Source organism: Acinetobacter sp. WCHAc060025, from assembly GCF_004209355.1.
In the GTDB taxonomy this organism is placed as follows: Bacteria; Pseudomonadota; Gammaproteobacteria; order Pseudomonadales; family Moraxellaceae; genus Acinetobacter; species Acinetobacter wuhouensis.
Window position 1 is genome coordinate 125,366 of sequence record NZ_SGSX01000003.1, and the last position, 25,916, is coordinate 151,281.

26 protein-coding genes are annotated in these 25,916 nt (G+C 39.0%); 11 read left to right on the top strand and 15 right to left on the bottom strand.

The window, feature by feature from the left end; genetic code table 11:
- Positions 1 to 7 precede the first annotated feature (7 nt).
- Both secD and secF read left to right on the top strand, forming a co-directional pair.
- Positions 8 to 1,909, top strand: coding sequence for a protein translocase subunit SecD (gene secD, locus EXE09_RS03440; RefSeq protein WP_068973104.1), 1,902 nt, complete (start codon positions 8 to 10; stop codon positions 1,907 to 1,909).
- Positions 1,910 to 1,917: 8 nt separating this feature from the next.
- Positions 1,918 to 2,904 carry a protein translocase subunit SecF gene (secF, locus tag EXE09_RS03445; protein WP_087552419.1) on the top strand — a complete coding sequence of 329 codons (987 nt, stop codon included), beginning with the start codon at positions 1,918 to 1,920 and terminating at the stop codon, positions 2,902 to 2,904.
- 99 nt (positions 2,905 to 3,003) lie between these two features.
- On the opposite strand, the gene EXE09_RS03450 is transcribed toward secF, so the two are convergent.
- The 4 genes from EXE09_RS03450 to EXE09_RS03465 form a co-directional block, all read right to left on the bottom strand.
- Entirely contained in the window at positions 3,004 to 3,705 is a 702-nt protein-coding gene (locus tag EXE09_RS03450; RefSeq protein WP_130116356.1) for an FG-GAP repeat protein, read from the bottom strand.
- A gap of 134 nt (positions 3,706 to 3,839) precedes the next feature.
- Positions 3,840 to 5,294, bottom strand: a complete 1,455-nt coding sequence (locus EXE09_RS03455; protein ID WP_068973101.1) for an NAD(P)(+) transhydrogenase (Re/Si-specific) subunit beta — start codon at positions 5,292 to 5,294, stop codon at positions 3,840 to 3,842.
- Positions 5,295 to 5,297: 3 nt separating this feature from the next.
- On the bottom strand, positions 5,298 to 5,618 hold the full coding sequence (locus tag EXE09_RS03460) for a proton-translocating transhydrogenase family protein (RefSeq protein ID WP_068973100.1): 321 nt from the start codon (positions 5,616 to 5,618) through the stop codon (positions 5,298 to 5,300).
- Between the two features lie 11 nt (positions 5,619 to 5,629).
- Positions 5,630 to 6,757, bottom strand: coding sequence for a Re/Si-specific NAD(P)(+) transhydrogenase subunit alpha (locus EXE09_RS03465; protein WP_130116357.1), 1,128 nt, complete (start codon positions 6,755 to 6,757; stop codon positions 5,630 to 5,632).
- 929 nt (positions 6,758 to 7,686) lie between these two features.
- On the opposite strand from EXE09_RS03465, the gene EXE09_RS03470 reads away from it, so the two are divergent.
- Entirely contained in the window at positions 7,687 to 8,613 is a 927-nt protein-coding gene (locus EXE09_RS03470) for a DMT family transporter (protein WP_130116358.1), read from the top strand.
- A gap of 76 nt (positions 8,614 to 8,689) precedes the next feature.
- On the top strand, positions 8,690 to 9,565 hold the full coding sequence (locus EXE09_RS03475; RefSeq protein ID WP_130112908.1) for an LD-carboxypeptidase: 876 nt from the start codon (positions 8,690 to 8,692) through the stop codon (positions 9,563 to 9,565).
- A gap of 8 nt (positions 9,566 to 9,573) precedes the next feature.
- Here the strand turns inward: EXE09_RS03475 and soxR are convergent, their stop codons facing one another.
- Positions 9,574 to 10,068 (bottom strand): redox-sensitive transcriptional activator SoxR, encoded by a 495-nt coding sequence (soxR, locus tag EXE09_RS03480; protein WP_130116427.1) that lies wholly within the window; start codon positions 10,066 to 10,068, stop codon positions 9,574 to 9,576.
- Between the two features lie 150 nt (positions 10,069 to 10,218).
- Between soxR and EXE09_RS03485 the strand changes: the two genes are divergently transcribed.
- Both EXE09_RS03485 and EXE09_RS03490 read left to right on the top strand, forming a co-directional pair.
- Positions 10,219 to 10,665 carry a RidA family protein gene (locus EXE09_RS03485; protein ID WP_130116359.1) on the top strand — a complete coding sequence of 149 codons (447 nt, stop codon included), beginning with the start codon at positions 10,219 to 10,221 and terminating at the stop codon, positions 10,663 to 10,665.
- A 36-nt stretch (positions 10,666 to 10,701) separates the two neighbouring features.
- Positions 10,702 to 11,901: an MFS transporter gene (locus EXE09_RS03490; protein ID WP_130116360.1), complete on the top strand. Its 1,200-nt coding sequence runs from the start codon at positions 10,702 to 10,704 to the stop codon at positions 11,899 to 11,901.
- 44 nt (positions 11,902 to 11,945) lie between these two features.
- Here the strand turns inward: EXE09_RS03490 and EXE09_RS03495 are convergent, their stop codons facing one another.
- On the bottom strand, positions 11,946 to 12,590 hold the full coding sequence (locus EXE09_RS03495) for a HEPN domain-containing protein (protein WP_130116361.1): 645 nt from the start codon (positions 12,588 to 12,590) through the stop codon (positions 11,946 to 11,948).
- A gap of 857 nt (positions 12,591 to 13,447) precedes the next feature.
- Between EXE09_RS03495 and EXE09_RS03500 the strand changes: the two genes are divergently transcribed.
- The 5 genes from EXE09_RS03500 (at position 13,448) to EXE09_RS03520 (ending at position 18,767) form a co-directional block, all read left to right on the top strand.
- Positions 13,448 to 13,915 carry a spore coat U domain-containing protein gene (locus tag EXE09_RS03500; RefSeq protein ID WP_130112905.1) on the top strand — a complete coding sequence of 156 codons (468 nt, stop codon included), beginning with the start codon at positions 13,448 to 13,450 and terminating at the stop codon, positions 13,913 to 13,915.
- 36 nt (positions 13,916 to 13,951) lie between these two features.
- The gene (locus EXE09_RS03505; RefSeq protein ID WP_130116362.1) at positions 13,952 to 14,680 is read left to right on the top strand and encodes a molecular chaperone; all 729 of its coding nucleotides are present in this window, start codon (positions 13,952 to 13,954) and stop codon (positions 14,678 to 14,680) included.
- An 8-nt stretch (positions 14,681 to 14,688) separates the two neighbouring features.
- Positions 14,689 to 17,085 carry a fimbria/pilus outer membrane usher protein gene (locus EXE09_RS03510; RefSeq protein ID WP_130116363.1) on the top strand — a complete coding sequence of 799 codons (2,397 nt, stop codon included), beginning with the start codon at positions 14,689 to 14,691 and terminating at the stop codon, positions 17,083 to 17,085.
- The gene (locus tag EXE09_RS03515; RefSeq protein WP_130116364.1) at positions 17,076 to 18,098 is read left to right on the top strand and encodes a spore coat U domain-containing protein; all 1,023 of its coding nucleotides are present in this window, start codon (positions 17,076 to 17,078) and stop codon (positions 18,096 to 18,098) included. The genes EXE09_RS03510 and EXE09_RS03515 overlap by 10 nt, the downstream gene beginning before the upstream one ends.
- Before the next feature lie 189 nt (positions 18,099 to 18,287).
- The gene (locus tag EXE09_RS03520; protein WP_130116365.1) at positions 18,288 to 18,767 is read left to right on the top strand and encodes a spore coat U domain-containing protein; all 480 of its coding nucleotides are present in this window, start codon (positions 18,288 to 18,290) and stop codon (positions 18,765 to 18,767) included.
- Between the two features lie 573 nt (positions 18,768 to 19,340).
- Here the strand turns inward: EXE09_RS03520 and EXE09_RS18975 are convergent.
- The 9 genes from EXE09_RS18975 to EXE09_RS03565 form a co-directional block, all read right to left on the bottom strand.
- Positions 19,341 to 19,685 (bottom strand): hypothetical protein, encoded by a 345-nt coding sequence (locus EXE09_RS18975; RefSeq protein WP_004723194.1) that lies wholly within the window; start codon positions 19,683 to 19,685, stop codon positions 19,341 to 19,343.
- 29 nt (positions 19,686 to 19,714) lie between these two features.
- Positions 19,715 to 20,788 (bottom strand): ArsO family NAD(P)H-dependent flavin-containing monooxygenase, encoded by a 1,074-nt coding sequence (locus tag EXE09_RS03530; protein ID WP_004644575.1) that lies wholly within the window; start codon positions 20,786 to 20,788, stop codon positions 19,715 to 19,717.
- A gap of 101 nt (positions 20,789 to 20,889) precedes the next feature.
- Entirely contained in the window at positions 20,890 to 21,843 is a 954-nt protein-coding gene (gene trxB, locus EXE09_RS03535; RefSeq protein ID WP_004681738.1) for a thioredoxin-disulfide reductase, read from the bottom strand.
- A gap of 17 nt (positions 21,844 to 21,860) precedes the next feature.
- Entirely contained in the window at positions 21,861 to 22,565 is a 705-nt protein-coding gene (gene arsH, locus EXE09_RS03540) for an arsenical resistance protein ArsH (protein ID WP_130116366.1), read from the bottom strand.
- 9 nt (positions 22,566 to 22,574) lie between these two features.
- Complete coding sequence (gene arsB / locus EXE09_RS03545; RefSeq protein ID WP_130116367.1) at positions 22,575 to 23,615, bottom strand: ACR3 family arsenite efflux transporter; 1,041 nt, start codon at positions 23,613 to 23,615, stop codon at positions 22,575 to 22,577.
- An 11-nt stretch (positions 23,616 to 23,626) separates the two neighbouring features.
- Positions 23,627 to 24,097, bottom strand: coding sequence for an arsenate reductase ArsC (locus EXE09_RS03550; protein WP_106986395.1), 471 nt, complete (start codon positions 24,095 to 24,097; stop codon positions 23,627 to 23,629).
- A 6-nt stretch (positions 24,098 to 24,103) separates the two neighbouring features.
- Positions 24,104 to 24,424: a metalloregulator ArsR/SmtB family transcription factor gene (locus EXE09_RS03555; RefSeq protein ID WP_130116368.1), complete on the bottom strand. Its 321-nt coding sequence runs from the start codon at positions 24,422 to 24,424 to the stop codon at positions 24,104 to 24,106.
- Between the two features lie 195 nt (positions 24,425 to 24,619).
- Positions 24,620 to 24,859, bottom strand: a complete 240-nt coding sequence (locus tag EXE09_RS03560) for a thioredoxin family protein (protein WP_004988479.1) — start codon at positions 24,857 to 24,859, stop codon at positions 24,620 to 24,622.
- A gap of 18 nt (positions 24,860 to 24,877) precedes the next feature.
- A complete protein-coding gene (locus tag EXE09_RS03565; protein ID WP_106986396.1) occupies positions 24,878 to 25,900 on the bottom strand; it encodes a permease in 1,023 nt (340 codons plus the stop codon).
- Between the last annotated feature and the right edge of the window lie 16 nt (positions 25,901 to 25,916).

Consider the following 25,916-nt stretch of genomic DNA (forward strand, 5'->3'; position numbering starts at 1 on the left):
AAAGCGAATGCGTTACCCTGCATGGAAATATATACTGATTCTAGTTGTACTAGTCATCAGTACATTATACGCGCTGCCGAGTTTGTATCCTGATGAACCTGCTGTTCAAATTTCTGGTGCCAAGGCTGGTACTGTAATTGATCAGTCGGTGATACAAAAAGCAGAGCAAATTTTAAAAAGTGACAATATTAGCAGTCATGATAATACCTTCACGAATAATGCTGCCCTTCTCCGTCTCAGTACGTCTGAAGCTCAGTTAAAAGCAAAAGAGGCTTTAAGCAAAGGCTTAGGTGAAAACTATACCGTTGCATTAAACCTTGCACCTACGACACCTGAATGGTTGCAAAAAATTGGTGCTAAACCAATGAAACTTGGTTTGGACTTACGTGGTGGTGTTCATTTCCTACTTGAAGTAGATATGGATAAAGCCATTGCACAACGTATGGAAACCTCTGCAACCGATTTACGTCGTGAGTTTCGTGACAATAAGCTTAAATTTAACAGTCTGTCATTAAATAACAATACGATTACCATTCAGTTTGCCAATAACGATGACCGTGCAACCGTCATGGATTTCTTACGTCGTGATGGCAATAAATTTACGCAACAAGCTTTAGCAACTGATACAGGTTCAACACTGAAGTTGACTTATAACGATGCAACAAAGCAAGAAATTCAATCCTACGCACTTGACCAAAACTTAACAACTTTACGTAACCGTATTAACGAGTTAGGTGTTGCTGAAGCATTGGTACAGAGCCAAGGTAGCAACCGTATTGTCGTTGAACTTCCAGGTGTACAAGATACTGCCGAAGCAAAACGTGTTTTAGGTCGTACTGCAAACTTAGAATTTCGCTTAGTTTCTGATTTAAATGATCAATATATTGACCGTTTTTCTGGAAAATATAATGGTCAGCCATTACCACCAGGAACAGAAGTTTTTGCTTACGAATCACTTGATAGCGGTCGTGAACTCCTTTTGAATCGTAACCGTATTCTTACAGGTGAACGCGTTCAAAATGCATCAAGTGGCTTTAGCCAAGACACTGGTGGTGCTGAAGTAAATATTACTTTAGATACCGCTGGCGGTAAGTTGATGTCTGATGCGACACGTACTGCTGTGGGTAAACGTATGGCTGTTTTGTTTATTGAAAATAAACAAAAAATTAGCTCTGTTCCAGACCCTGTAACAGGTGCGATGACAGAAGTTCGTACGCCTTATACTGAATCTGTGGTGATCAATGCGGCAAATATTCAAGCTGTACTTGGTTCACAATTCCGTATCACTGGCTTAGATTCTCCACAAGAAGCGGCTGAACTTGCACTAATGCTTCGTGCTGGTGCTTTGGCTGCGCCGATGTACTTCGTTGAAGAACGTGTGGTTGGTCCGAGTTTAGGTCAAGAGAATATTGATAAAGGTGTTCTATCAACTCAAGTTGGTTTCCTGCTTGTTGCCATTTGGATGATCGTTTTCTTCCGCCTATTTGGTTTAATCGCCGATGTTGCCTTGGTGATTAACTTGGCAATGCTCCTCACTATCATGTCTTGGATCGGCGCTTCGCTTACCCTTCCAGGTATCGCAGGTATCGTGATTACCATTGGTATGGCTGTCGATGCCAACGTCTTGATCTGTGAGCGAATACGGGAAGAAATGCGTTGGGGTGCATCACCCAAACAAGCCATTATTGCTGGTTATGATCGAGCATATAACACCATTCTCGACTCCAACTTAACCACATTCTTGGTTGCGTTTATCTTATTCGCAATCGGTACTGGTCCGATCAAAGGCTTTGCTGTAACACTCATGATTGGTATTGTCTGCTCGATGTTTACTGCGATTACAGTAACACGTGCGATTGTCCAATTGATTTATGGCAAAAAGCGTAACTTGAAGAAGTTGAGCATATAAGGAGATCTATGATGACTGATGTGACTCAACCAAAAGTAGATACGCCTGCAAAAAAATATGGTCGTCCAGATGATGAGCGTATAATTAATTTCATGAAGATTGCCAAACCAGCGGCAATCATCTCTATTCTCTTGACCATTGCAAGTATCTTCTTTATTGCAACCAAAGGTTTGAATCTCGGTTTAGACTTTACAGGTGGTGTATCTGCTGAGTTGAATTATCAACATGCAGCGAAACCAAATGATGTGATTGAAACTTTAGACAAAGCAGGTTTCAAAGACGCTGTGGTGCAAACTTTGGGTTCGAACAAAGATTTGATCGTACGTATGCCTGCGCAAGATCTAAAAGTTGAAGACTTAAGCAACTCACTGACTAAAGCAGTTCAATTACCAAATAACCCTGCTGTCGTCCACAAAGTAGACTCTGTCGGTGGTCAAGTGGGTAATGAGCTGTATTTACGTTCTGCGGGTGCTGTAGCGCTTGCGATGTTGCTCATGCTGATCTATGTGACCATCCGCTTTGAATTTAAACTCGCTGTTGGTGCTGTACTTTCATTATTGCATGACGTTATCGTGACCATTGGTATTTTTGCAATGATGCAGTGGCCATTTGACCTTACTGTTTTAGCTGCTGTTTTAGCGTTAATCGGTTTCTCACTCAACGATAACATCGTTGTATCAGACCGTATCCGTGAAAACTTCCGTAAGATTCGTGGTGCATCACCATTAGAAATCGTCAATATTGCATTAACCGAAACCTTAAAGCGTACGATTCACACCTCTATGACATTATTACTCGTTGTACTTGCAATGATGTTCCTCGGTGGTGATGGTCTACACTGGTTCTCAGTGGCAATGTTTATTGGTGTATTCGTGGGTACATACTCTTCGATCTATATCGGTACTGCATTTGCATTATGGCGTGGTCTAAACCGTCAAGACTTTATTGTCCAAGTAAAACCTGAATTTGAAGATGAAGAACACATTCCTCACTAATATTCAGTGTTAATAAAATAGCTCATCTTTGGATGGGCTTTTTTTATAGCCAAATCATCATATCTATTCACACGATACATTTATTTTGAATGCTTAAAATTACTTATAATACTGCTCTGTAGGGTAATATTTTGTTTTCTCTCTCCACCTCCCTTTCACCAAGTTCCGATCTGTGACTTCAACTTTGTCTCCCGCAGTGACCACTGCTTCAATAAATTCACGAACAAGCAATAAACCTTTATTTGGAACGACCTCATATTCCGACCGGATGTGATAACAACAGCCACTTTTATTAAAGGTCATCAACCGCTTTCGTTTTTGATCAAGCTCAAACATCCCTAAATTTTCTTGTGTTAAAACAGAAAGCTCTTCACTTAAAATAAAATTACCCTTGGTCTGATTAAAAACATAAATATCATAAACAGGACCACCATACGAACCATAATTGCCATTACTGATTGCAATATCTTGCGTACCGTCAAAATTAAAATCACCAAATAAAATTGCGCTTTGCTCACCATAAATTTGAGCAACGTTGACTTGAGGCTGTGCCTTTTGGTCAAAAGATAGTGTTAACTCATCTGAATGGAATGTCTGAAAAACTTGCTTGGAATTCTTTTTAGAAAGATGAATTATCGCCTTACCACTCATCTGATCTAGTGCATATTGTGTTTCGATTTGCACATCATACAACTTTGAGCCATTCTTAATTTCATACAGTTGAGCATGGAGTGACTCAGCAAAAAACATCAGTATGAGCATAGAAAAACAATGCAATATAGGAATAGGTTTTTTCATCATTTTTTATTCTTGAGTCATCGTGCAAATTATCTTAGCAGAAAGTATTTCCCTCAAACAGAAAATAAAAAACCACCCGAAGGTGGTTTAATTCCCTCTTTTAATCAGAGGACTGATGATGGATTAATCTAATAAGATTAGTGTCCGCCACCATTAATTGCTTTAGTCATATCTTCAACAACTTTCTTCGCATCACCGAAAATCATCATTGTTTTTTCATTGTAGAACAAGTCATTATCTAAGCCTGCATAACCCGTTGCCATCGAACGCTTGATCACCATAATCGTACGTGCTTTGTGTGCTTCAAGAATCGGCATACCATAAATCGGTGAGCTAGGATCATCTTTAGCAGCAGGGTTAACAACGTCATTCGCACCAATCACCAGTACCACATCTGTTGCAGGGAAATCAGAATTAATCTCATCCATTTCCAAGATATCTTCATAAGCAACATCTGCTTCAGCAAGAAGTACGTTCATGTGACCAGGCATACGACCTGCAACTGGGTGAATCGCAAAACGAACGGTTACACCTTGTTCTTTTAAGATTTCACACAATTCTTTTACTGCGTTTTGAGCACGACCTTGCGCCATACCATAACCTGGTACGATCACAACGCTGTCCGCATTTGACATTAAGAAGCCAGCATCATCCGCAGAACCTGAACGGTAGTTACGTTGAACTTGTTCACCTTTGTCTGCAGTAGCAACTGCCGCGCCGCCCATTGCACCACCAAACAAAACGTTGATGATCGAACGGTTCATTGCTTTACACATGATGTAAGACAAGATCGCACCAGATGAACCTACAAGCGAACCTGCAACGATCAACATGTTGTTTTCAAGTGTGAAACCAATACCTGCTGCAGCCCAACCTGAGAATGAGTTCAGGAGCGATACCACAACTGGCATATCACCGCCACCAACTGGTGCAATCCACACCCAACCGAAAGCCAATGCAAGTGCAGTCATCGCCCAGAAAGCTTGCATATTGCCTGTAGTGAAGAAATACACACCACATGCCAACATCGCAATGAAGATGATTGCTTGTACAGGTTTAACCCATGCACCAGAAATTGTTTTTGCCCATTTTTTTGCAGCCAATTTACCATAAGCAAATACAGATGCTGTAAACGTGATCGCACCAACAAAACAACCCACGAACAATTCAAATAAGTGAACTTTGCTCATGTGTGCATGCTGAACACCAGCAGCCGTCAAAGCTGATTCATTGTCAGCAAATAGAGCTGTTAATTGGTTGTTATGCAGAATCGCAGCAATCGCAATCAAAACCGCAGCCAAACCCACCAAAGAGTGCATCAATGCAACAGTTTCAGGCATTTGAGTCATTGGAACAGTACGTGCACGTGCAATACCAACAACTGCACCAAGCACCATTGCCCCACCAATCATCCAAATCACTGGATGATCTGCAACGAAGAATGTCGTGATCACAGCGATCGCCATTGCGATCATACCGTAGCGGTTACCTTGAATTGCAGTTTTAGGGCCAGAAAGACCACGCAATGTTAAGATAAAAAGGACTGCGCCTACTAGGTAGAACCAATCCGCATATTCTTTAATGAATTCCATGGATTAGCCCTCTTTTTTCTTTTGCTTTGGCTTAAACATTTCAAGCATACGCGCTGTTACTGCGAAACCACCAAAAATATTGATACTTGCCAAGAATACTGCAACTGCACCAAGTACACTTACAACATTGATATCTTGGAACTGTACATTGGCATCCACAACACCAGGAATACCGACAGTTTGAATCATCGCACCGACAATAATGATCGATGACAATGCATTTGTTACTGCCATTAATGGCGTATGTAATGCAGGTGTTACACCCCAAACCACGTAGTAACCAACAAAGATGGCTAAGACGAAAATAGTAATAGTTTCAACCATGATGACTCTCCTTAACCACGCTTGAGCAGTACTTGACCGCCATGAGTTACTAGAAGTGCTTTTTGAATTTCGTCTTCTTGGTTGATGACAAAGTTTTTCTCTTTATCAAACAATGTTTCTACGAAATTGAAAACGTTACGTGCATACAGTGCCGATGCTTCAGTCGATACTGTAGATGGAATATTTGGAATACCAAGAATCGTTACACCATTATCAGTGACAACATTTTCACCATTCTTAGAACCTTCAACGTTACCACCTGTTTCAACCGCCATATCGAGGATGATTGAACCTGGTTTCATTTTGGCAACAGTTTCAGCTTTGATTAAGCGAGGTGCGTCACGACCTGGTAACAGTGCTGTCGTAATCACGATGTCAGCATTTGATACAGCTTTATCCACGATAATCGCTTGATCACGGATATATTCTTCACCCGGCATCCAACCATAACCATTTTTCGCTGCATCAGCTGCTTTTTGTTTTTCTTCATCAGACATTGGTACATCTAACCACTTACCGCCAAGTGATTCTACTTGGTCACGTGCAGTTGGACGTAAATCCGTTGCTTCAACAACAGCACCTAGACGTTTTGCAGTCGCAATCGCTTGAAGACCTGCGACACCCACGCCCATGATCACAATACGTGCTGGCTTCACTGTACCTGCAGCCGTCATTAGCATTGGGAACATACGTTGGTATTCTGCAGCAGCGAGAAGTACAGATTTATAACCCGCAAGGTTCGCTTGAGAAGACAATACGTCCATATTTTGTGCACGAGAAAGTGTACGTGGCAAAAGCTCTAACGCAAATGCAGACACTTGTTGTGATGCAAATTGGTCAAGATTTGGATTGCGGTATGGGTCAAACATTGCCACAACAGTTGTACCTGCTGTCAGCTTTTGAATCTCGTCACCCTCAGGAGCACGAACTTTCAAAATAATTTGACTACCCGTATAGGCATCATCCGTAATTTTTGCACCTACTTGTTCGTAAGCACTGTCAATATAAGCCGCTTTTTTACCAGCGCCACGTTCGATGACGATACTGTGACCAGCGCTAATCAACTTTTTAACTGTCTCTGGCGTTGCAGCTACGCGGTTTTCACCGCCGACAGTTTCCTTTGGAATTCCAATCTGCATGAGCGTTCCTCAAGCTAATTTTTCTTAAAGTCAACATCGTGGATCGACGATGCTTCCCCAGATGCGTTGTTATGAATTTTTGGATTCTAATTGAACTTTTATAAAATACTACCCAATATTTATTTAATAAATGACCATATTTTGAACTGATGATTCATAAATATAATTGTACGATATACCCAACATTCGATTTTTCGTATTTTTATCCAGTGCAATTTTCACCTTCACTCGGTTAATTTATTTCCCAATCTTGTAAGTTGTTGATTTTTTCACCCAATGTTCCGAGTGTTATTACTTATTTCCACTATTCTAATTGGCATTTATGGCAGGATGATGCATTTCATAGATAATGTCATCGCTGTTTAAATCCCACATAAAACAATAGATTTAGCATCAAGTTTTATTACAAAATTGACATTTCTGACAATTTATAACAGTTTTTTTTAAGCTTGAATTGGCTATTTAGACCATTTTTCCTGTCATAAATGTAAGTCGTTTTTTATTCCTTTTTTTAATTTCATTAATAAAAAAAAGTACTTGTAACATTTTTTTAGATTTACCCAGACTTATGTCTAAAGAGCTTACAAATTATTTTAAAATTATTCCATTCGCCATTTTGTCAATTAATAATAGTCTAGTAAATTTCTCTATGCTGCCTAATAATGCACCAATAGTGTGCATATAGTAAATTCATGGATACTTCCATCCTCTTAACGAGGCAGTTTCTGCCTGATTTATAGACAGTTTTATTTTCAACCATCTTTATTCATTTGCCAATAAGTTAAAATTCAACCAATTAATGTATCGAATGATCACTTTTATTGCACGATTTCATAGCTTTTTTGCATTTTAACTTTACCAAAGCTGCATCTATACTGTTTATACCAACATACATGCCTAATCTCGGCATGATCAATGCAGTCAATTTTATGAAACTCTCCTTATCGAGTACCCAACTCGGATCACTGTTTGCACTCAGTGCCGCGTTCTTATTTAGCACTAAGGCTATTTTTATTAAACAAGCCTACGCCCTTTCGCCTTTGGTCGATGGCACGGTGCTGATGGCGCTCCGTATGGCTAGTGCATTGCCATTCTTTCTATTGCTCTGCTGGTTCAATCGTCACCACAATAAGGATGTTTCAAATAAAGATTGGCTTCTGCTCATCGCTGCTGGGCTAATTGGTTATTATTTTTCGAGTTGGTTAGATTTTGCAGGCTTGATGTATATCAGTGCTTCACTGGAACGAATTATCTTATTTCTTTATCCAACACTCACCGTGATCGCCACGAGCTTTATTTATAAGCAAAAGTTGAATTTTAAAACCATACTTGCGATTGCACTAAGTTATGGCGGTACAGTAATCGTGATGTTGCAAGAGCAAAGTACTGTTCCACATGAAGGTAATTTTTGGCTCGGAGTCAGTCTGGTCTTTGCAAGTGCGGTGAGTTTTGCTTGTTATCTACTCATGACACCTCGGCTAATTCAAAAATTCGGTTCTTGGAATTACACAGGTTTAGCACTCAGTATTGCGTGTTTGGGTACATTGACGCATTTTGTGATTGCCACACCACAACCTATTCAGTTACTTAGCCAACTTCCTTTAGAAATCATCTGGTATGGCATCGCTCTAGGTCTATTAGTCACCGTACTGCCAACCATTTTGGTTGCACAAAGTATTTCACGTTTAGGTGCTGCGCAATCTGCCATGATTGGTTCTATCGGTCCAATTCTCACCATTATTTTAGCCGTCGCGTTACTCGGCGAGCATATGAATGCGATACAATGGTTTGGTTGCTTATTGAATATCATGGGTGTCATGATGATCACATTAGCCAAAAAGAAACTTGCGCATTAATTTTATATACAACTCTTGCGCTTTCTATATAAATCGTTAAGTTCGTAGCAAAGTACATAGAGAATTTGAGAAAATTATGCATTTTAGAATTGTGTCACCAAGCGCTTGCGTAGATGTTGAAAATATCCAATTGGCGCAAACACATTTAGAACGCTTAGGTCACACAGTGAGTTTAGGTGAACATGTATTTTCTCAATATCGTTATTTGGCAGGAACTGTTGAGCAACGACTTGCCGATTTAAAGCAAGCGGCACTTGACCCAGATGTAGATGCTATTTGGTGTGGTCGTGGAGGGACTGGTGCTGCAATGTTATTGCCATTTTTGGATGAATGGATGTTGAACAAACCGATCATTGGTTATTCTGACACTACAGCTTTACTCAATTATGTCGCTATGCATGGCGGACAATCTTTACATGCACCTGTTTTCCAAGAAATTGCTGTAAAGAATTTGGATGCGAGTCCAATTTCTTATGATGCAATGAAAACCATTAGTCTGCTCAATGCTGATCAGACCAAGCCTAGCCACTACCCCCTTTCCGCACTCAATGAATCAACTCAAGATTTGGCATTAGAAGATATCCATATTTTAGGTGGTAATCTGACTGTGCTATGTACCTTACAAGGCACAGCAAGTCACGTTCAACTTCAGCAACCAAGTGTATTATTACTTGAGGATGTCGGTGAACCTTACTACCGTATTGAGCGTTCTTTGGTTCAACTTTTACAAAGTATTGATACATCAAATTTAAAAGCATTAGTTTTGGGGGACTTTTATCAATGCCCACAAAAAAATGTGCCTCAGACCATTGCTGAAATTGTCAAAGAACATCTTGATCCGTTAAAAATTCCGCTATTTCAATGTAATTGGTTCGGTCACGGCGCAGTGAATCGTCCTTTTTGGATTGGGAAAAAAGGGAAAATCATCGATTCCCAATTGGTCATCTACTAGACTAGCTACTAATCAGGTGCTTTTAATAAGTTCATCAGCACCTCTTGAAAATGAGCACCTGCGGATCCCTTTCCTAATTGATCATCAGGATTTCGCAGTGGACATTGATCTAGGGATAAACACCCACAACCAATACATTGATCTAACTGTTGTCGCAGTTTGAGTAAATTCATAATTTGTTGATCAAGTTGCATTTGCCAATGCTGTGACATGGCTTGCCAATCCGACTTACTCGCAACTTTATGCCTTGGCAATACAGCAAATACATCATGAACTTGTTGTAAGCTAATCCCGACCTGCTGTGCAATTTTAACAATCGCAACGCGCCTCAACATCGCCCGTGGGTAGCGTCGCTGATTCCCCTGCGTACGCGTACTCCAAATTAAATCTTTTTCTTCATAAAATCTGATTGCTGAAACACTGACTGCACTGCGTTGAGCCAATTCCCCAATAGTTAACCATTGTCCTACTTGCTGTTCTTCAGATGAATGCTCAAAACCCATCACATCCTTTTGCACTACTGTCTGTACTGGCATGGAGCCTGTTGAGAGAGTTTCATTTTCAATGTCAGATTTTTTCAATTTTCACTTGACCTCAAGTTAACCTGAGCTTTGATACTAGCAAAATATTAAATTCGTCAAAAGAGTATCCGTGTGAATACAAAGCAATCATCATTACCAAACCAGCCCTCAGGTATCAAACCATTCAAAATGGTTAATCCAAATACACTTTATAATCCATCTGCATTTGCGTATAGTCATGTGGCTGAAATACGCCATTATCTACGAATCTTGCATATTTCTGGTCAAGGTGGTGAAAACCAACACGGTCAACTGGCAAATGATTTTGCGCAGCAAGTACATCAGGCTTTTCTCAATGTGCAACATGCACTCGATGCTGTAGGTGCATCATTATTCGATATTGCTGTTTTAAGAATATTGGTAGTTGATCATAGCCCCAAAAAGCATCAATTTTTAATCCAAGAAATGCAAAAGCTATGGAAAGATCAAGCCTTTCCTGCTTGCACGCTTATTCCTGTGCCGTGTCTTGCTTTACATGGCATGCAGATCGAAATTGAAGCAACAGCTTATTGTCTCTAATCTCCCTCAAACCATACTGCAATCTAGGAAGTTTTTATGAATGCCCAACTCGATATTAGCCAAAACAAAGCTTTACTTTGGCTAATGGCGATTGCCTGCGGTTTATGCGCAGGAGCGAACTATTACTGCCAACCCTTGATTCATTCCATTCAGCAATACTTCAATATGCCTGAGTCTCAAGTGGCTCTCACTGTGACATTTGCCCAAGTTTCCTATGCAGTCGGTTTATTATTTATTGTTCCAATGGGCGATATTGTCAATAAAATCAAATTCATTCCGTGGCTGATGTTCTGCACTGCGATTGGCTTATTGCTTTGTGCTTTTGCGGTAAATTTACCAATGTTATGGATCGGAACGATTATTACAGGGTTGTTCTCAGTTGCAGCTCAAGTCTTGATTCCCCTAGCAACTATGGCAGTAAAACCTGAAAAAACTGGGGAAGTGGTCGGCTTTTTAATGAGTGGGCTATTGGTTGGTTTACTACTTTCAACCAGTCTTGCAGGATTACTCTCTAACTTATTTAACTGGAAACTTATTTACTTTGTCAGTGCAGGATTGATGCTACTGCTCGCATTTTTACTCAAAAGTCGTTTACCTCATGTACCTACTTTTAAAATGAGTTATGGCAAAATTTTTCAATCCATGGCGGTTTTACTCAAGGAAGAACGTCGCCTTGTTTATCGTGCTGTAATCGGTGGTTTTGCATTTGCTGCAATGAGTATTCTATTTTCAACTATTGCGGTTCTACTCACTTCAGAACCATTTAAATTACCTGATGTTCTGGTCGGTGTCGTGACCCTTATTGGTGTATTTGGTGCCTTATCTACAGCTCAAATCGGTAAAATTGCAGATCGCGGGTATACAGCGATTCTGACTTGGATTGGTGTTTCAATCATGTTACTCAGCTGGGGATTACTATACCTCGGTGGGACATATCTCATCAGTTATATATTGGGTTATGGACTGATTAATTTAGGACTTGCCACCATTCATAGCAGTAATCAGAACATCATTTTCCGTTTACGCCCAGATGCCAAATCACGGATTAATTCAATTTACATGACAGCATACTTTACAGGGGGCGCATGTGGTTCAGCTTTAGGTGTTTATGCATGGCACCACGGTGGTTGGAGTATGACCTCCGTTGTTGGATTGCTATTAGTATGTGGTGCTGCCCTCTTTGCACTGCTAGACCATCTCTATGTCAAATCTAGCAATCACATTCAAACTATTTAACCAACTACAAGGCATCACTTAAATTAAAGCATTTTTATCAACACTCAAGAGGCTTGTACCACAGGATAAAATGGTTTCCCTAAATCTAAGTCTTTCGAGTGTTCTAAAAGAATGTGAATAAAAGCAGGCAACAATGCCACTAAAATATGACAAGCATCTTGTAATTGCTTTCGATTGAGTGAGCTTTTATAGGTTGCTCCGCCATGCATCAGTTGGTTTCTTAGCGTGTACAACCGATTAAAGATAACAAAAAGTAAGTCCACAGTGTCTTTACTCTGTAAGGCTTGATGCACGCGTCTTTTTTCTATATCAAAATCTTCTTTCCAAGCTTTCTGACTGATTTTTTGGTTTTGAAAATCCCAAAATGATTGAAAAACATACGGGTTTTCGATTAACAATCGGATCGATGAACTAAATTTCTCCCAAATGAGATTATATATTTTCTGCCCTTGATCCAACTGGCAGACTTTATGTAAAAATTGTCTAAATGATTGCCGATCTTGAGTAAAAGCCATATCTTGTGCATAAACAGCATTAAATCCGACCCATAAACTTATGAATTGTAAATCCAGATCATCATCCAGTTGAATCGCTTTTTTTAACCAACTCAAACCACGATGAATCCGTAAATTAAACTGTTCTGAATTTTCGATCTTTTTACTTTTATATACTTCTTCTAAAACAAGCACGCCATCCCCCAACATATTGTTTTTAAAAATTTATCTTATTGAATAAATGCGTATTTCTCAAGCAATTTAAATATGCTCTTTATCACACCTTTAACACACTATTCAGTCCCTGTAGCCAGTTTCCATTTCTGAATCAACGTTGAGATAAAACGTAACACGTTGGAAAACACCGAATCATTTTGATGGATATTGTTTTTCTTTAAACTTATACAAAGCAAAATGGTCAAAGCAAATCATTATATTTATTAAGCTTATTTCATAAAATTAATTTTCACACCATTATAATCAACTTAATAAGCGCAATAATTATAAAAAAACATATTAACAACCTAAAAACCTAAATATAAAAACATATAAATTAAAACTTAAGTAAAATAATCCTGTTACATAAAATAATCACAAAAATATCATTTTTTAGAATATTTACTCTATTTATTTAAGTTAAACAATAAGACTATAGTTCAAGCTACCCCCAGCATTTTTTCAACATGAAATACAAATATTAATACTTATCATTAATCCCTCATAAGTGTTGAACAACTATAGCTTAATTAGGTAATAACCGTAATAAAATGACACTTTTTTGCCATTATGGACAAAAATTTTCACTGAGTCTTAATCAAAAAAAACTTAATTCACCATAATAATTTTCAATTAAAATATCAAATCATGATAAATAAAAAGTTATTTTCATCAAATTAAGCACTTAAACAATTCATCACTTTAAAATACCTCTGTATATTATTTTAAAATTACAAATCTCTTTATAAATATAAGAACCATTTATTTACATGATTAAAAAAAAGTCTATAATCGCCAACCTAATCTATAGTATCTATTCACGCAGGGGTATTATTATGCGTAATGTTATTTTATCTACTTTCATGATGGCTTCTGCTTTCACTTCTCTCTCGTCTTATGCTGCTTCACCTGCTACTGGTCAATTTAATGTCATGATTAAAGTCAAAGAATCATGTGAAATTAAAAGCACTAATGACGTAAACTTTGCAGATATTGACCGTTCAACGAATGAAGCTAAAACTGCTCAAGGTAATCTAAGCGTATTATGTACAGTAGGCACACCATATAAAGTTGCTTTAGCTGGCACAGGTAAAATGACAAATACCGCTGATGCAAACAGTACGATTGCTTATAACCTGTTCCAAAACTCAGCTTATGATCAAGCTTGGGATAGCCAAAACTTAAACTCTAAAGTAGGTGATGGTACAGCTCAACAATTAGATGTATATGCTAAATTAACTAGTAGCACTAATGTAAAAGCCGGTAATTATCAAGACAGAGTTACAGCAACTGTCACTTACTAATTACTGATTGTTTAATCATGAATAGGGTATCAATTTATGTTAAATAAATTTTTTACTGTGATTTTGAGCCATATATTGGTGCTCTATTCAGTTGCTGTTTCTGCTGCGAGCCTACAAGTATCTCCTATTTCTTTGAAGTTTCAACAGACTGAAACAGCAAAAGAAATTTGGTTGACCAATACCAGTGAACAAGCTATTCGAGCGCAAACTCGTGTGCTCGAATGGACACAAGATGACAATAAAGATGTGTTAAATCCAACACGCCAAGTTGTTGCAAGTCCCGCAGTCACTGAAATTCCAGCAGGTGGACGACAACTGATTCGTGTGATCAAAACGTCCCAACTTGATCCTCGCCAAGAACAGAGCTATCGTTTGATTATTGACGAGTTACCGAGTGCGAAAAAAACTGAAGATCAAGCCGGTCTACAGTTGCTTTTACAATACTCAGTTCCAGTCTTCTTTGAATCTAAGCAAGATATTAGTGCAAAAAATAACATCACACCTTTAACTCAAATCCAATTTAGTTATAACAACCACAAACTGACTGCGGAAAATAATGCCAATAGTCATATCCGTCTCAGTCAACTTAGTTATATCAATCCAAATGGTGAAAAAACACCGTTGGTCAATGGTTTACTTGGATATGCTTTAGCACATAAAACCATGACTTGGGATATTCCTGCCCAAAAAAATATGCTTCCAAACGGAAAATTTGAAGCAAGAATCAATACGGATGCGCAAACTCAAATCTTAATCATCAAATAGTTATTTGTATGAAAAAGACAAGCGCTGTCTATAACTCCCTGTTTAAAACACTTGGCTATTGTCTTGCAATCAGCTACTGCCCTGTTGTTTTTGCAAATTTAGATATACTTCAAACCGCTACCAATACAGCTGATTTTGAACAAGAGTTATATCTAGATACTATTTTAAACCAATCACCTAAAACGATCTTGGGGCATTTTACGCAACGTAATAATGAACTTTTGATCAGTAAAGCGACTTTAAAAGACTTGGCGCTTAATGTTGATCTACCTGATCAAAATAATGAATCTGATTTTATTGCATTAACGCAAATCAAAGGTTTAAGTTATCAATATGATGCTGCTTCACAAAGCATTCATTTAACAGCAACAGCGCAATTATTGACAAAAAGTGCGCAAGTAACACGCCTACAATCGGTTGAACCCGCTATCGTCAATAAGCAGCAGATACGTCCTGGCATCCTAATGAATTACGATGTTCACAGCCAGTACAATCAAGATCAACTCACTCAAAGCTTATGGAATGAATTACGTTTTTTCGGCGGTGAAAGTGGTGGTGTATTTAGTATTTCTGCCAACCATGTTTATACAGATCATGAGCATGCTGGCTCTGCATTTAATAGTAGAATCTTAGATACCTATTGGCAAAAAGATTTTCAGAATAAAGCCATCTCGCTCATCATCGGTGACAGTCAGTCAAAAGCATTGAACTGGAGTCGTTCGACCCGTATTTCAGGCTTAAAAATTGCAAAAAATTATAGCTTACAACCCTATCAAAGCACCTCACCTTTAGAGTCCTTCAAAGGCTCAGTGTTGCTTCCCTCATCTGTTGATTTATTAATCAATGGCATACAGCAAAGTACCACACAGGTTCTGCCTGGAAATTTTGATATTCAAACCATTCCCACCATTTCAGGTGCAGGAACAGCGCAATTGGTCATTACTGATCTCAATGGTTTACAACGTGTCGTTAATTTTTCACTGTTTGGAACAAGTAACCTGCTGCAAAAAGGATTTTCAGATTGGGAAATTAATCTGGGGATGAGTAAACTAGATTATGCAGTGAAATCATGGAGCTATGATGATCAACCACTGTTTAATGGTTCATATCGCTATGGTCTCACTCAAGACACAACACTTGAAAGCCATGCTGAGTTTTCCCAAGATTTACAATTGACTGGCATCGGCTTTGTTCATCGCTTACCTCAAACATGGGGCTTGTTAAATGGCGCTTATAGCTATAGTCATCTCAATCAAGAAAACGGTTATTTGTACAGTTTAGGCTATCAGTGGAGTAATAATCTTTTCAATATTTCATTAGACCATCAACAAGTTTCTGAAAATTATAATGATATTGCCAGCACGCTAGGCTATAACCATACCCGTGAGTCCAATCGCGCCTTTTTAGGGTTAAACACTGAATATGGACAATTTGGTGCCAGTTATGCACAACAAGACTATAATCAATTTGAAAATAAGTTTTTGATGTTGAACTGGTCTTATATTTTCCCCTCTAAAAAATACTTAAGCATGAGTATGACCCGTGACTTAAACAATAAAAATAACACGTTTTACTTGTCTCTCAATATTCCTTTTGATCGCCAAACTCAAGCAACTATCAATGCTCAGAACAATGAGAATGGTCAACAATATTCTGCCAGTGCACGTCGTACCGCCTCGCAAAATCAAGCGGATTGGGGTTGGCAAGCTTATACCAATATTAAAGATTCAAATGATTATACTGTTCAGGGTACAGTGCAAAGAAATAACCGTTTTGGTGAATGGGAATTTGGTTTGCAACACGATCAAATGAATCAGCAGAACTATACGAGTTCAATGCTCTCAGGACGTGGTAGCTTATTATTTATGGAAAATAATTTATTTGCTAAACGTCAATCTTTTGGTTCTTTTGCGATTGTTTCTACACAAGGCGTACCCAATATTCCCGTACAACTTGAAAATAGACAAATGGGCAAAACCAATAAAAAAGGAGTATTGCTCATTAATGACCTGAATGCATATCAACATAATAATTTATCTATTGATACACTTGCACTTCCGATCGATTATAAAATTGAAACAACACGAATAGATACCGTACCTTATAGTCAAAGCGGTGTATTTGTTGAATTTCCTGTGTATAAAATGCAGTCAATACAGTTCAATGCTGTGGATCAAGAGCAAAAAGTTCTCAGCCTAGGAAGTCGTGTTTGGAATCAAGATCGCTTACCGACTGACGATGATATTGAAACAACGATTGTTGCAAGAGATGGTATGGTCTATTTAGAAAATCCTAAATCTGCAACCCTTTATATCGAACATCAGCAAAAAATTTGCCAAGTTAGATTACCTGCCTTGACACAAACCTCAGGATTTATTGATTTAGGAAGTTTGAAATGTTTGTAAAAATAAAGACATGTATTTCTTCTAAGTTTCTACCTTATAGCTTGGTATCCCTCTGCCTATACCTATGCGTGGTGATTTCTGCATCGTTTTTAAGTACGGAATCACTTGCAGAAAATAACAAAGCCTCTTGCTGGATTTCACAACCTGATCTTAATTTCGGTACAGTTTCAACTGCAGGTGGTAGAAGTAACACCTCAGTCAAAGTGACATGTAATCACTATGGTCATACAAAAACTGTGAATCTGACCATGTGCTTGTATATTCCAGAAGGAAACCCTTCTTTAGCTAATAACCGTAGACGTATTTCCTCAAATACTGGTTCAGGTAACGCAAGTTCTTATCTCAGCTATGACTTGTTTTATGATCCTACACTTACGCAACGTATCGACACCACGGCGAACCCATCTTCTCTACGTTGTGTGAATCAGACTTTGAGTCCATCTGAAAATCAGAAAGACACGTTCATTATGCTATATGGCTCTATTTATCCAGGGCAAAATGTTCTAGCAACGCGTTATACTAGCTTTAATATGCCACTCACGCTGTTATCTAATTCTAGTGAAGATAAAGTTCTATCTGCACAAGATGTTATTGCTCAAAATAAAACAGCGACCAATAACTTATTGGTCACAGCAAACTATGAAAATAGTTGTTATTTGCAATCTGTTCCAGATTTAAACTTTGGGCAAACAGACAATTTATTGCAAGAAAAAACCAGTTCAACCACAATTTCTTTATCTTGTCCTATCAATACGACGTGGAAAGTCAGTTTAGACAATGGTTTAAACTATGATGGGACAAGTAAAAGAATGCGCAAAGGCAATGATTATATTGCTTATGCACTGTATAGAGATGCCAGTTTAAGTCAAATTTGGGATGCCAAAAGTATTGCTCAAGATGTTGGGAATAATGGTACTCAACAGATTAAAATCTACGGCAAAATTCCTATTCAAAGTAAAACTATTCCAGCGGGTGATTATCTTGATACTGTTACTGTCACCCTGACCTATTAGGTGGAATAATCATGTTTCAGATCAACTAATTTTTATGATTTCGTGTTGATTGATAATCCTAGGAATCTACCATAAAATTGAATCAAGCCTTCGCTTTAAATATCTTATATTTAGGGCATGGCTAAACATAAATAAGCCTTACTTTGCTCAACCCATCGTATGACTTTGGAAATTTAAGCATAAAATCTTATGAAACTACCTATTTTTTTATTTCTTACTCTCGCGGGGATCGGGGCTTCAGCATATATCTATGCGGGGAACCAAAATTCAGTACAATTTAGAGTACAAGTTCATATCAAAGAATCTTGTAATATCTCTTCTCAAGGGGCTTCCAATCTCGATTTTGGTACAGTCAATCGCTCTGCTGATACTCTTTCAGCGCAAGGAAATTTAAATATTACTTGTACGCAAGGAACACCTTATACAATCGCACTGAAAAGTGATCGTAAAATGTTGAATCAAGCAACATCTGGTGCTGTGATTCCTTACACTCTTTATCAAGATGCCAATCAAAGCATTGTTTGGGGCTTTGATTCAAACCAGAGTTATACCAACACAGGCATCGGAGCAAATCAAAACATCCCAGTTTGGGGGAAAGTCGCTAAACAAGACACTAATGTTCCAAGTGGCTCATATTCGGATACAGTTACAGCGGTGGTAAGTTACTAATCCATTGTTTTAATTTATTATTTCACAATATCTTAAATACTCAACATTTAAGATATTGTCCTATATTTTAAATATCAATAAATGATCAAAATGTAATGATTTTCAGTTTTATGCTACTATTGCAAACCTCATTGAATACTGCATTTATATAATGTAATTCTGTTCAAATCTATGCTGATATTTGCATAGATTACATGAGAAGTTTCTCCTATTTTTTCTCCCTCTCTTCGTTTAAAACTGTTTTAAGGCTTTGATTAAAGGTTTAATTTTATGACGACTCTAGATACCACTGAAATTAAATCTAAGCCTCGCATCAGTGTTGCCCCAATGATGGATTGGACAACAAGACAAAATAATCCATTAATTTACAGCAACTTAAAATAAAAAAATTAAGTTAAGGTGTAAATTTGGAGTAAACTTTATTTTTATGTATCAAAACATAAATCTTCAATATTTTCACTCCCCAATAGATTATTCACAGTTACAAGAGCTGTATCAGATAGTGTTTGAGTAGCTAACACAGCTAGCCTCGTCATTGGGCAAGAAATGGAAACATAAAAAAGATTACGTGCTCTATAAAAAACCTTTCGTATTTGCTTTAGTCAATTTTTTAGTCTCAAGTAACTCTAAAAGCTGTGGCCACTTATAGTGATTCCAGCCACCACCTAAGACCACTAATACATTCTCAAACTCAGCCCCCTTTACACTATGCTGCGTTGCAAAAGGAGTCTGTTTTTCAATAAACCTTGTAACCTCGATAACTTCCTTATATTCGATTTCTCTTAATTTATTATAACGTTGTAGTGTTGAAGACCATTCCTCTTTAGGTGTATCTATAAATGAAAGAAGCTCCTCCTCCCTTCTAATTATTCGATCTGGTGGTAATGGCCGTTTTGTAGTCTTTAAATGATCTATCACTTGACCAATAGTTCCTTCAGTCCTTAACTTTAGTAATTGATCCTAGCCAAATAAGCAGCTATTTGATCTACAGTTGCTCTTGCTGTTCTAGAAACCCCAATGAGTGTTGCGGATGCCATGCCTGTCCATTCCCCATAGCCAACCAACCAAAGGTTATTTATTTTTACTGAGCGCCCATCATTCACAGTAACTGTCTGATCAGGCTCTACCACATCAAGACTTCTTAAGTGAGTCAATGAAGCTTTGAACCCTGTACACCAAATCACAGCATCTACTGCTTGTCTTGTACCATCAGCCCAAACAACGGAATGCTCCTCAAATGAGGTAAAAGGCTCTCTACTATGTAGTACGCCACGTTCGCGGGCCTCTTTGACACTGTCTATCATGACAATATCACCCAGACCACCAACGGGTTGATCAATCACACGACCTTCCTGTTGGGCTTTTAAACGTTCAGTTGCCCGAAGAAATAAAACACGCCCATCAACATCATCCGATAAAAATTGAGGTGGTGTTACTGTGACCCAAGTGGTATCTGCAACTTTTGAGACTTCGGCAAGAATTTGTGCCCCTGAGTTACCACCACCAACTACAATCACTTTCTTGTTGATAAAAGGCTCTGGATTTACATAATGTGCTGAATGCGTTTGTAATCCTTCAAATCGTTCATATCCTTCATAATGGGGAATATAAGGCTGACTCCATGTCCCAGTAGCACTGACCACCGCTTTAGCTCGCCAATATTGATCGCCAGCATACACATCTAAATAGCCATCTTTTTGTTCTATATGGTCGACATGAATTGGTCGAATAATTGGAAATTGATATCGTTGCTCGTATGCTGACAAGTAGCCAATCACTTCATTTCGCGTTGGGTAAGTCTGCTCAGTTGTGGGCATCATCCAACCTGACAATGAACTCCAAGTATTTGGAGAAAAAAGACGAAGAGATTCCCAAGCATGTGACCATGCACCACCTGCCTGAGATTGGTCATCTAAAATAATAAATGGAATTTTCTTACGTTTGAGGAAATAAGCTGTGGCAAGGGCTGCCTGACCACCACCAATAATGATTACATCGACTTCAGTTTGTAATTGAGTCAAAGCTTCTCTCCTATTATTTATAGTCATAATCAAAATAACGCCCAGTCTACTCAACAGACTGGGCGTATTTTATAAAATTTTCAAGCGTTTAAATGAGCCTTTCAATTGCTCAATTGATCAAGATACTTTTCTGCATCCAAAGCTGCCATACAGCCTGAGCCTGCCGAAGTGATTGCTTGGCGATAAATGCTGTCAGCAACGTCACCCGCAGCAAATACTCCTGCCACAGAAGTTGCTGTTGCATTGCCTGAAGTACCACTTTGTACTTGAATGTAGCCTTCACGTAGGTTGAGTTGACCGTCAAACATACCTGTATTCGGTTTGTGACCAATAGCAACAAATAAGCCCTGTACTTCAACATCTTGTATAGTTTGGTCCAAAGTTGATTTCAAGCGAACTGATGTGACACCAGTATTATCACCTATGACCTCATCAACTTGATTGTTCCAAAGAATGCTAATTTTGCCATCTTTTTCTTTGGCAAAAAGATGATCCTGTAGAATTTTCTCTGAACGTAAACTGTCTCTACGGTGAACTAAGGTGACATGCTCAGCAATATTAGAAAGATAAAGTGCTTCTTCAACTGCTGTGTTACCACCACCCACGACCATGACTTTTTGGTTCTTATAGAAGAAACCATCACAAGTTGCACATGCACTGACACCTTGACCCATGAATTTAGCTTCAGATTCAAGACCCAAGTATTGTGCTGTCGCACCTGTTGCAATAATCAGTGCATCACAAGTAAATTCTTCCATGTCGCCTTTTAGTACAAATGGACGGACGCTTAAATCAACTTCATTGATGTGATCATACACAATCTCTGTACCAAAGCGTTCAGCATGGGCTTGCATTCGTTCCATAAGTGCAGGACCAGTTAAACCTTCTGGGTCGCCCGGCCAGTTATCTACCTCAGTGGTCGTTGTTAATTGACCACCAAGTTGTATACCCGCTATCAATGTAGGTTTTAAGTTTGCACGTGCTGCATACACAGCAGCGCTATAACCCGCAGGCCCTGAACCTAAGATCACTAATTTAGAATGTCTCTTTTGCATTTCTGATCACCTAAAGTTTATAAGCTACGTTGATTGACACGCTTAGATAATTCTTCTGCCGACTCTTTTCGCTCTGAATAACGGTCCGTGAGGTACTGACTCTGCCCACGAGTGAGCAAGGTGAACTTATATAGTTCTTCCATTACATCGACAATTCGATCATAGAAGGATGAAGGTTTCATCCGTCCATCTTCTTCAAACTCTAAAAAAGCTTTGGGAATAGACGATTGGTTTGGAATGGTGATCATCCGCATCCAACGGCCTAAAATACGCATCTGGTTTAAGCTGTTAAAAGACTGTGAACCACCACTGACCTGCATCAAAGCCAAAGTCTTACCTTGGGTTGCACGAATTGCACCGCCTGCCAGTGGAATCCAATCTATTTGCGATTTAAAGATTGAACTCATGGAGCCATGACGCTCAGGCGAGCACCACACCATTCCTTCTGCCCAAGCGAGTAAATCATGCAACTCTTTAACCTTTGGATGTTCAGTGTCCGCATCTTCAGGTAAAGGCAGCCCTTTAGGATGAAAGATTTTTACTTCGGCACCAAACTGCTCCAAGATACGACCAGCTTCCATCACCGCCAATCGGCTGTATGAACGCTCACGGTTAGAACCATATAGCAATAAGATACGTGGTGGGTGACTTAGTTCTTTAGCCTGCACTTCCGCAAAAGTTGGTGTCGGTAAAAGATCAGATTCAAGATTAGGGAGTGTCATCTTTGCCTCTTAAGAATTTGGATAATATTTTTTCTTCAGCCACAAGGATACGCTAACCAGTGCAATCAGCACGGGCACTTCAACCAATGGGCCAATAATCGTAGTAAAGGCAATTGGTGAAGCCAAACCAAAGGTAGCAATCGCAACGGCCAACGCTAACTCAAAATTGTTACCTGCTGCGGTAAATGAAATTGCGGTGGTTTTGGGATAGTCATTCCCCATCCACTTACTCATGAAAAAGCTGACAAAGAACATCACGACAAAGTAAAGCGTCAATGGAATTGCAATCCGCAACACATCCATTGGCAAACTCACTACATCACCGCCTTTCAAGCTAAACATGGCTACAATGGTGAATAACAAGGCCAATAAGCTGAGTGGACCAATTTTGGGTAGAAACTGATTCTGATACCAGTCCAGACCTTTGGCTTTCACTAAAGATAGACGCGTCAGGAAGCCCATCAGGAATGGAATCCCCAAGTAGATAAGGACAGCATTGGCAATGGTCCAGAAATCAACATTGATGACATTCCCTTCTAACCCAAAAAATGGCGGCAGATAGGTCAGGAAGAACCAGGCATAACTGCTAAAGAACAGAATCTGAAAAATGCTGTTAAATGCGACCAATGCAGCACCGTATTGATTGTCCCCGCATGCCAGTCCATTCCAGATCAGTACCATGGCAATACAACGCGCCAAGCCAATCAGAATCAGACCTGTCATGTATTCTGGGTAATCACTCAAGAAGACTATCGCCAATACAAACATCAGCACTGGCGCAATCAGCCAGTTCTGAATCAGAGAGAGCGCTAATGTTTTTTTATCCTGAAATACTTTGGGCAAAGCTGCATAATCTACTTTGGCTAATGGTGGATACATCATCAAAATCAAACCAATCGCAATTGGCAAGTTGACTGAATTTACACTCATTGCATCCAATGCGACGGATGCTTGTGGAAATACCACCCCAATCGCAACTCCCAATGCCATAGCCACAAAAATCCATAGCGTCAGGTTACGATCCAAAAAGGATAATCCTGGTTTAGACATGATCTGCTCGCTTAAAGATGGGAAATTTGATTGATTTCAGCAATAAGCTGAGGACGGCTCATGTGTTGGGTATCTAATGCAAAAAGTGCATCTAAGCGTTTGTTGATATGTTCTACAGTACTTAAAAATGCCTGTAATTTTTCTTGTTCAGGCAAATCTAAATGTGATGGATCAGATAGACCCCAATGTGCTTTGATTGCTCCTCCTAAATACAACGGACAAGCTTCTTGTGCTGCCGCATCACACACGGTGATGACGACATCGGGCTGATACTGTTCACAGGCATCAATCGTTTTACTCGACAAACCTTCGGTAGACAAACCCAGGTTCTGTAAAGTCTGAATAGTTAACGGATGAACTTGGCCAGAAGGTTTACTTCCAGCGCTATAAGCTACCCAACCTTCAGGCGCTCGACTATTAAACAGAACTTCAGAAAGAATACTGCGACAACTGTTACCCGTGCACAGAAACAAAAATTTCATAAAAACTTACTCGCAATGGCTCTGAATCGATAGAGCTGAGGGATCAAATAACACGGGAATATTGCTACGTTTAAGTGTATTCAGAATTTCAAAGCACCATTCAGGTAGTTGTGGGTTAAGACTGTAATACACCCACTGCTTTTGCCGACGGTCATTCAGCAAACCACTTGATCTTAACAGGGCTAAATGCCGTGAAATTTTTGGTTGGCTTAACTGGAGTTTATCTGTCAAATCACAAACACATTGCTCTTCGTTTTCTGCGATAAGCATGACAATACTGAGACGTGTTTCATCAGATAAACATTTAAAAAACTGAACGTGGTCCATAACTGCTCCCATTCTATTATGCAAATATACACATATCCATATATTCAGTAAAGAGTACTCATTATAAAAGTATACCCATATCCGTATATGCTTGCCAGAAAGGGAAAAATTTAAAACTTCTTAACATCTCAAGACACAAATAAAAAAGACCCGTGGCTTATGCCACAGGTCTTTTTTACAGTTTTCCACATACACTTATTTATTTTTTTCAATCAACTCCACAATGGCTTGTGGTTCCAAAACTTTGCCACTTGAAACGATTTGATTATCTATGATCAGACCTGGCGTACTTAACAACCCTGTTTCAGCAATTTGCATCATATCAGTTACATATTCAATTTCTGCCTGAACACCCGTACTTTTTACAGCTTCTTCAGTTGCAGCCAATAAGGCTTTGCATTTACGACAACCTGTTCCTAAAACTTTAATTTGCATCTTTATTCTCCACACTTTTTATAAAAACCAATAACCCAAAGTATTCAGGCTATAACCAACAATCAAGATTCCCACAAAAACAATCCCTACAAACAGGCTCAATAAACGGGTTTTCACCACTTGTTTTAACAAGATTAGCGATGGCAGAGAAAGTGCGGTGACCGCCATCATAAACGCTAAAACCGTCCCCAAGCCAACGCCTTTAGTCACAAGTGCTTCTGCAATCGGCAAGGTGCCAAAGATATCCGCATACATTGGCATTCCGACAATCGTGGCAATCAGTACGGAATACCAGTGTTCCTGACCAAGTAAGGCGGTAATCCACTGCTCAGGAATCCAGTTATGAATTGCCGCACCAATCCCGACACCTATCAAGACATAAAGCCAGACCTTACTAAAAATGTCTGTCACCTGTTCCCAAGCAAATGTACGCCGCTCTTTTGCAGTCATGCTGAAATCTTCATCGTCACCTGAGATTGTTTGATGATGAGTCACAAATTCAGCCACATACTTTTCCATTTTCAAGTAGCTGATTAATGACCCGCCGATGACTGCCAGCACTAATCCAAGTAACACATAGACCAATGCAATTTTCCAGTTAAAGATACTCGCCAATAAAATAATTGAAGCCAAGTCAACAAGTGGTGATGAAATCAGAAAGGAAAAAGTGACGCCTACCGGAAGTCCTGCACGGGTAAAACCAATAAACAACGGAATCGAAGAACATGAACAAAATGGCGTAATAGTACCGAGTAATGCCCCCATGATATTGGCTTTGATTCCTGTCATCCGACCTAAAATCAGCCGAGTACGTTCTGGAGGGAAATAGCTTTGAATATAAGATAATGTATAGATCAACACTGAAAGCAGAATAAAGATCTTGAATACATCATAAATAAAGAAATGGACACTACCACCCAACCGGGTTGCAACGGATAAACCAAATACATTTTCAACGAACCAGCGCACCCCATCCGAGAGCCAGGTCATTTTAAGTAGAACATCATTTAACCAAGCAAAAATTGCGACAATGTTCTCCATTTAGATCTCCTGCTCT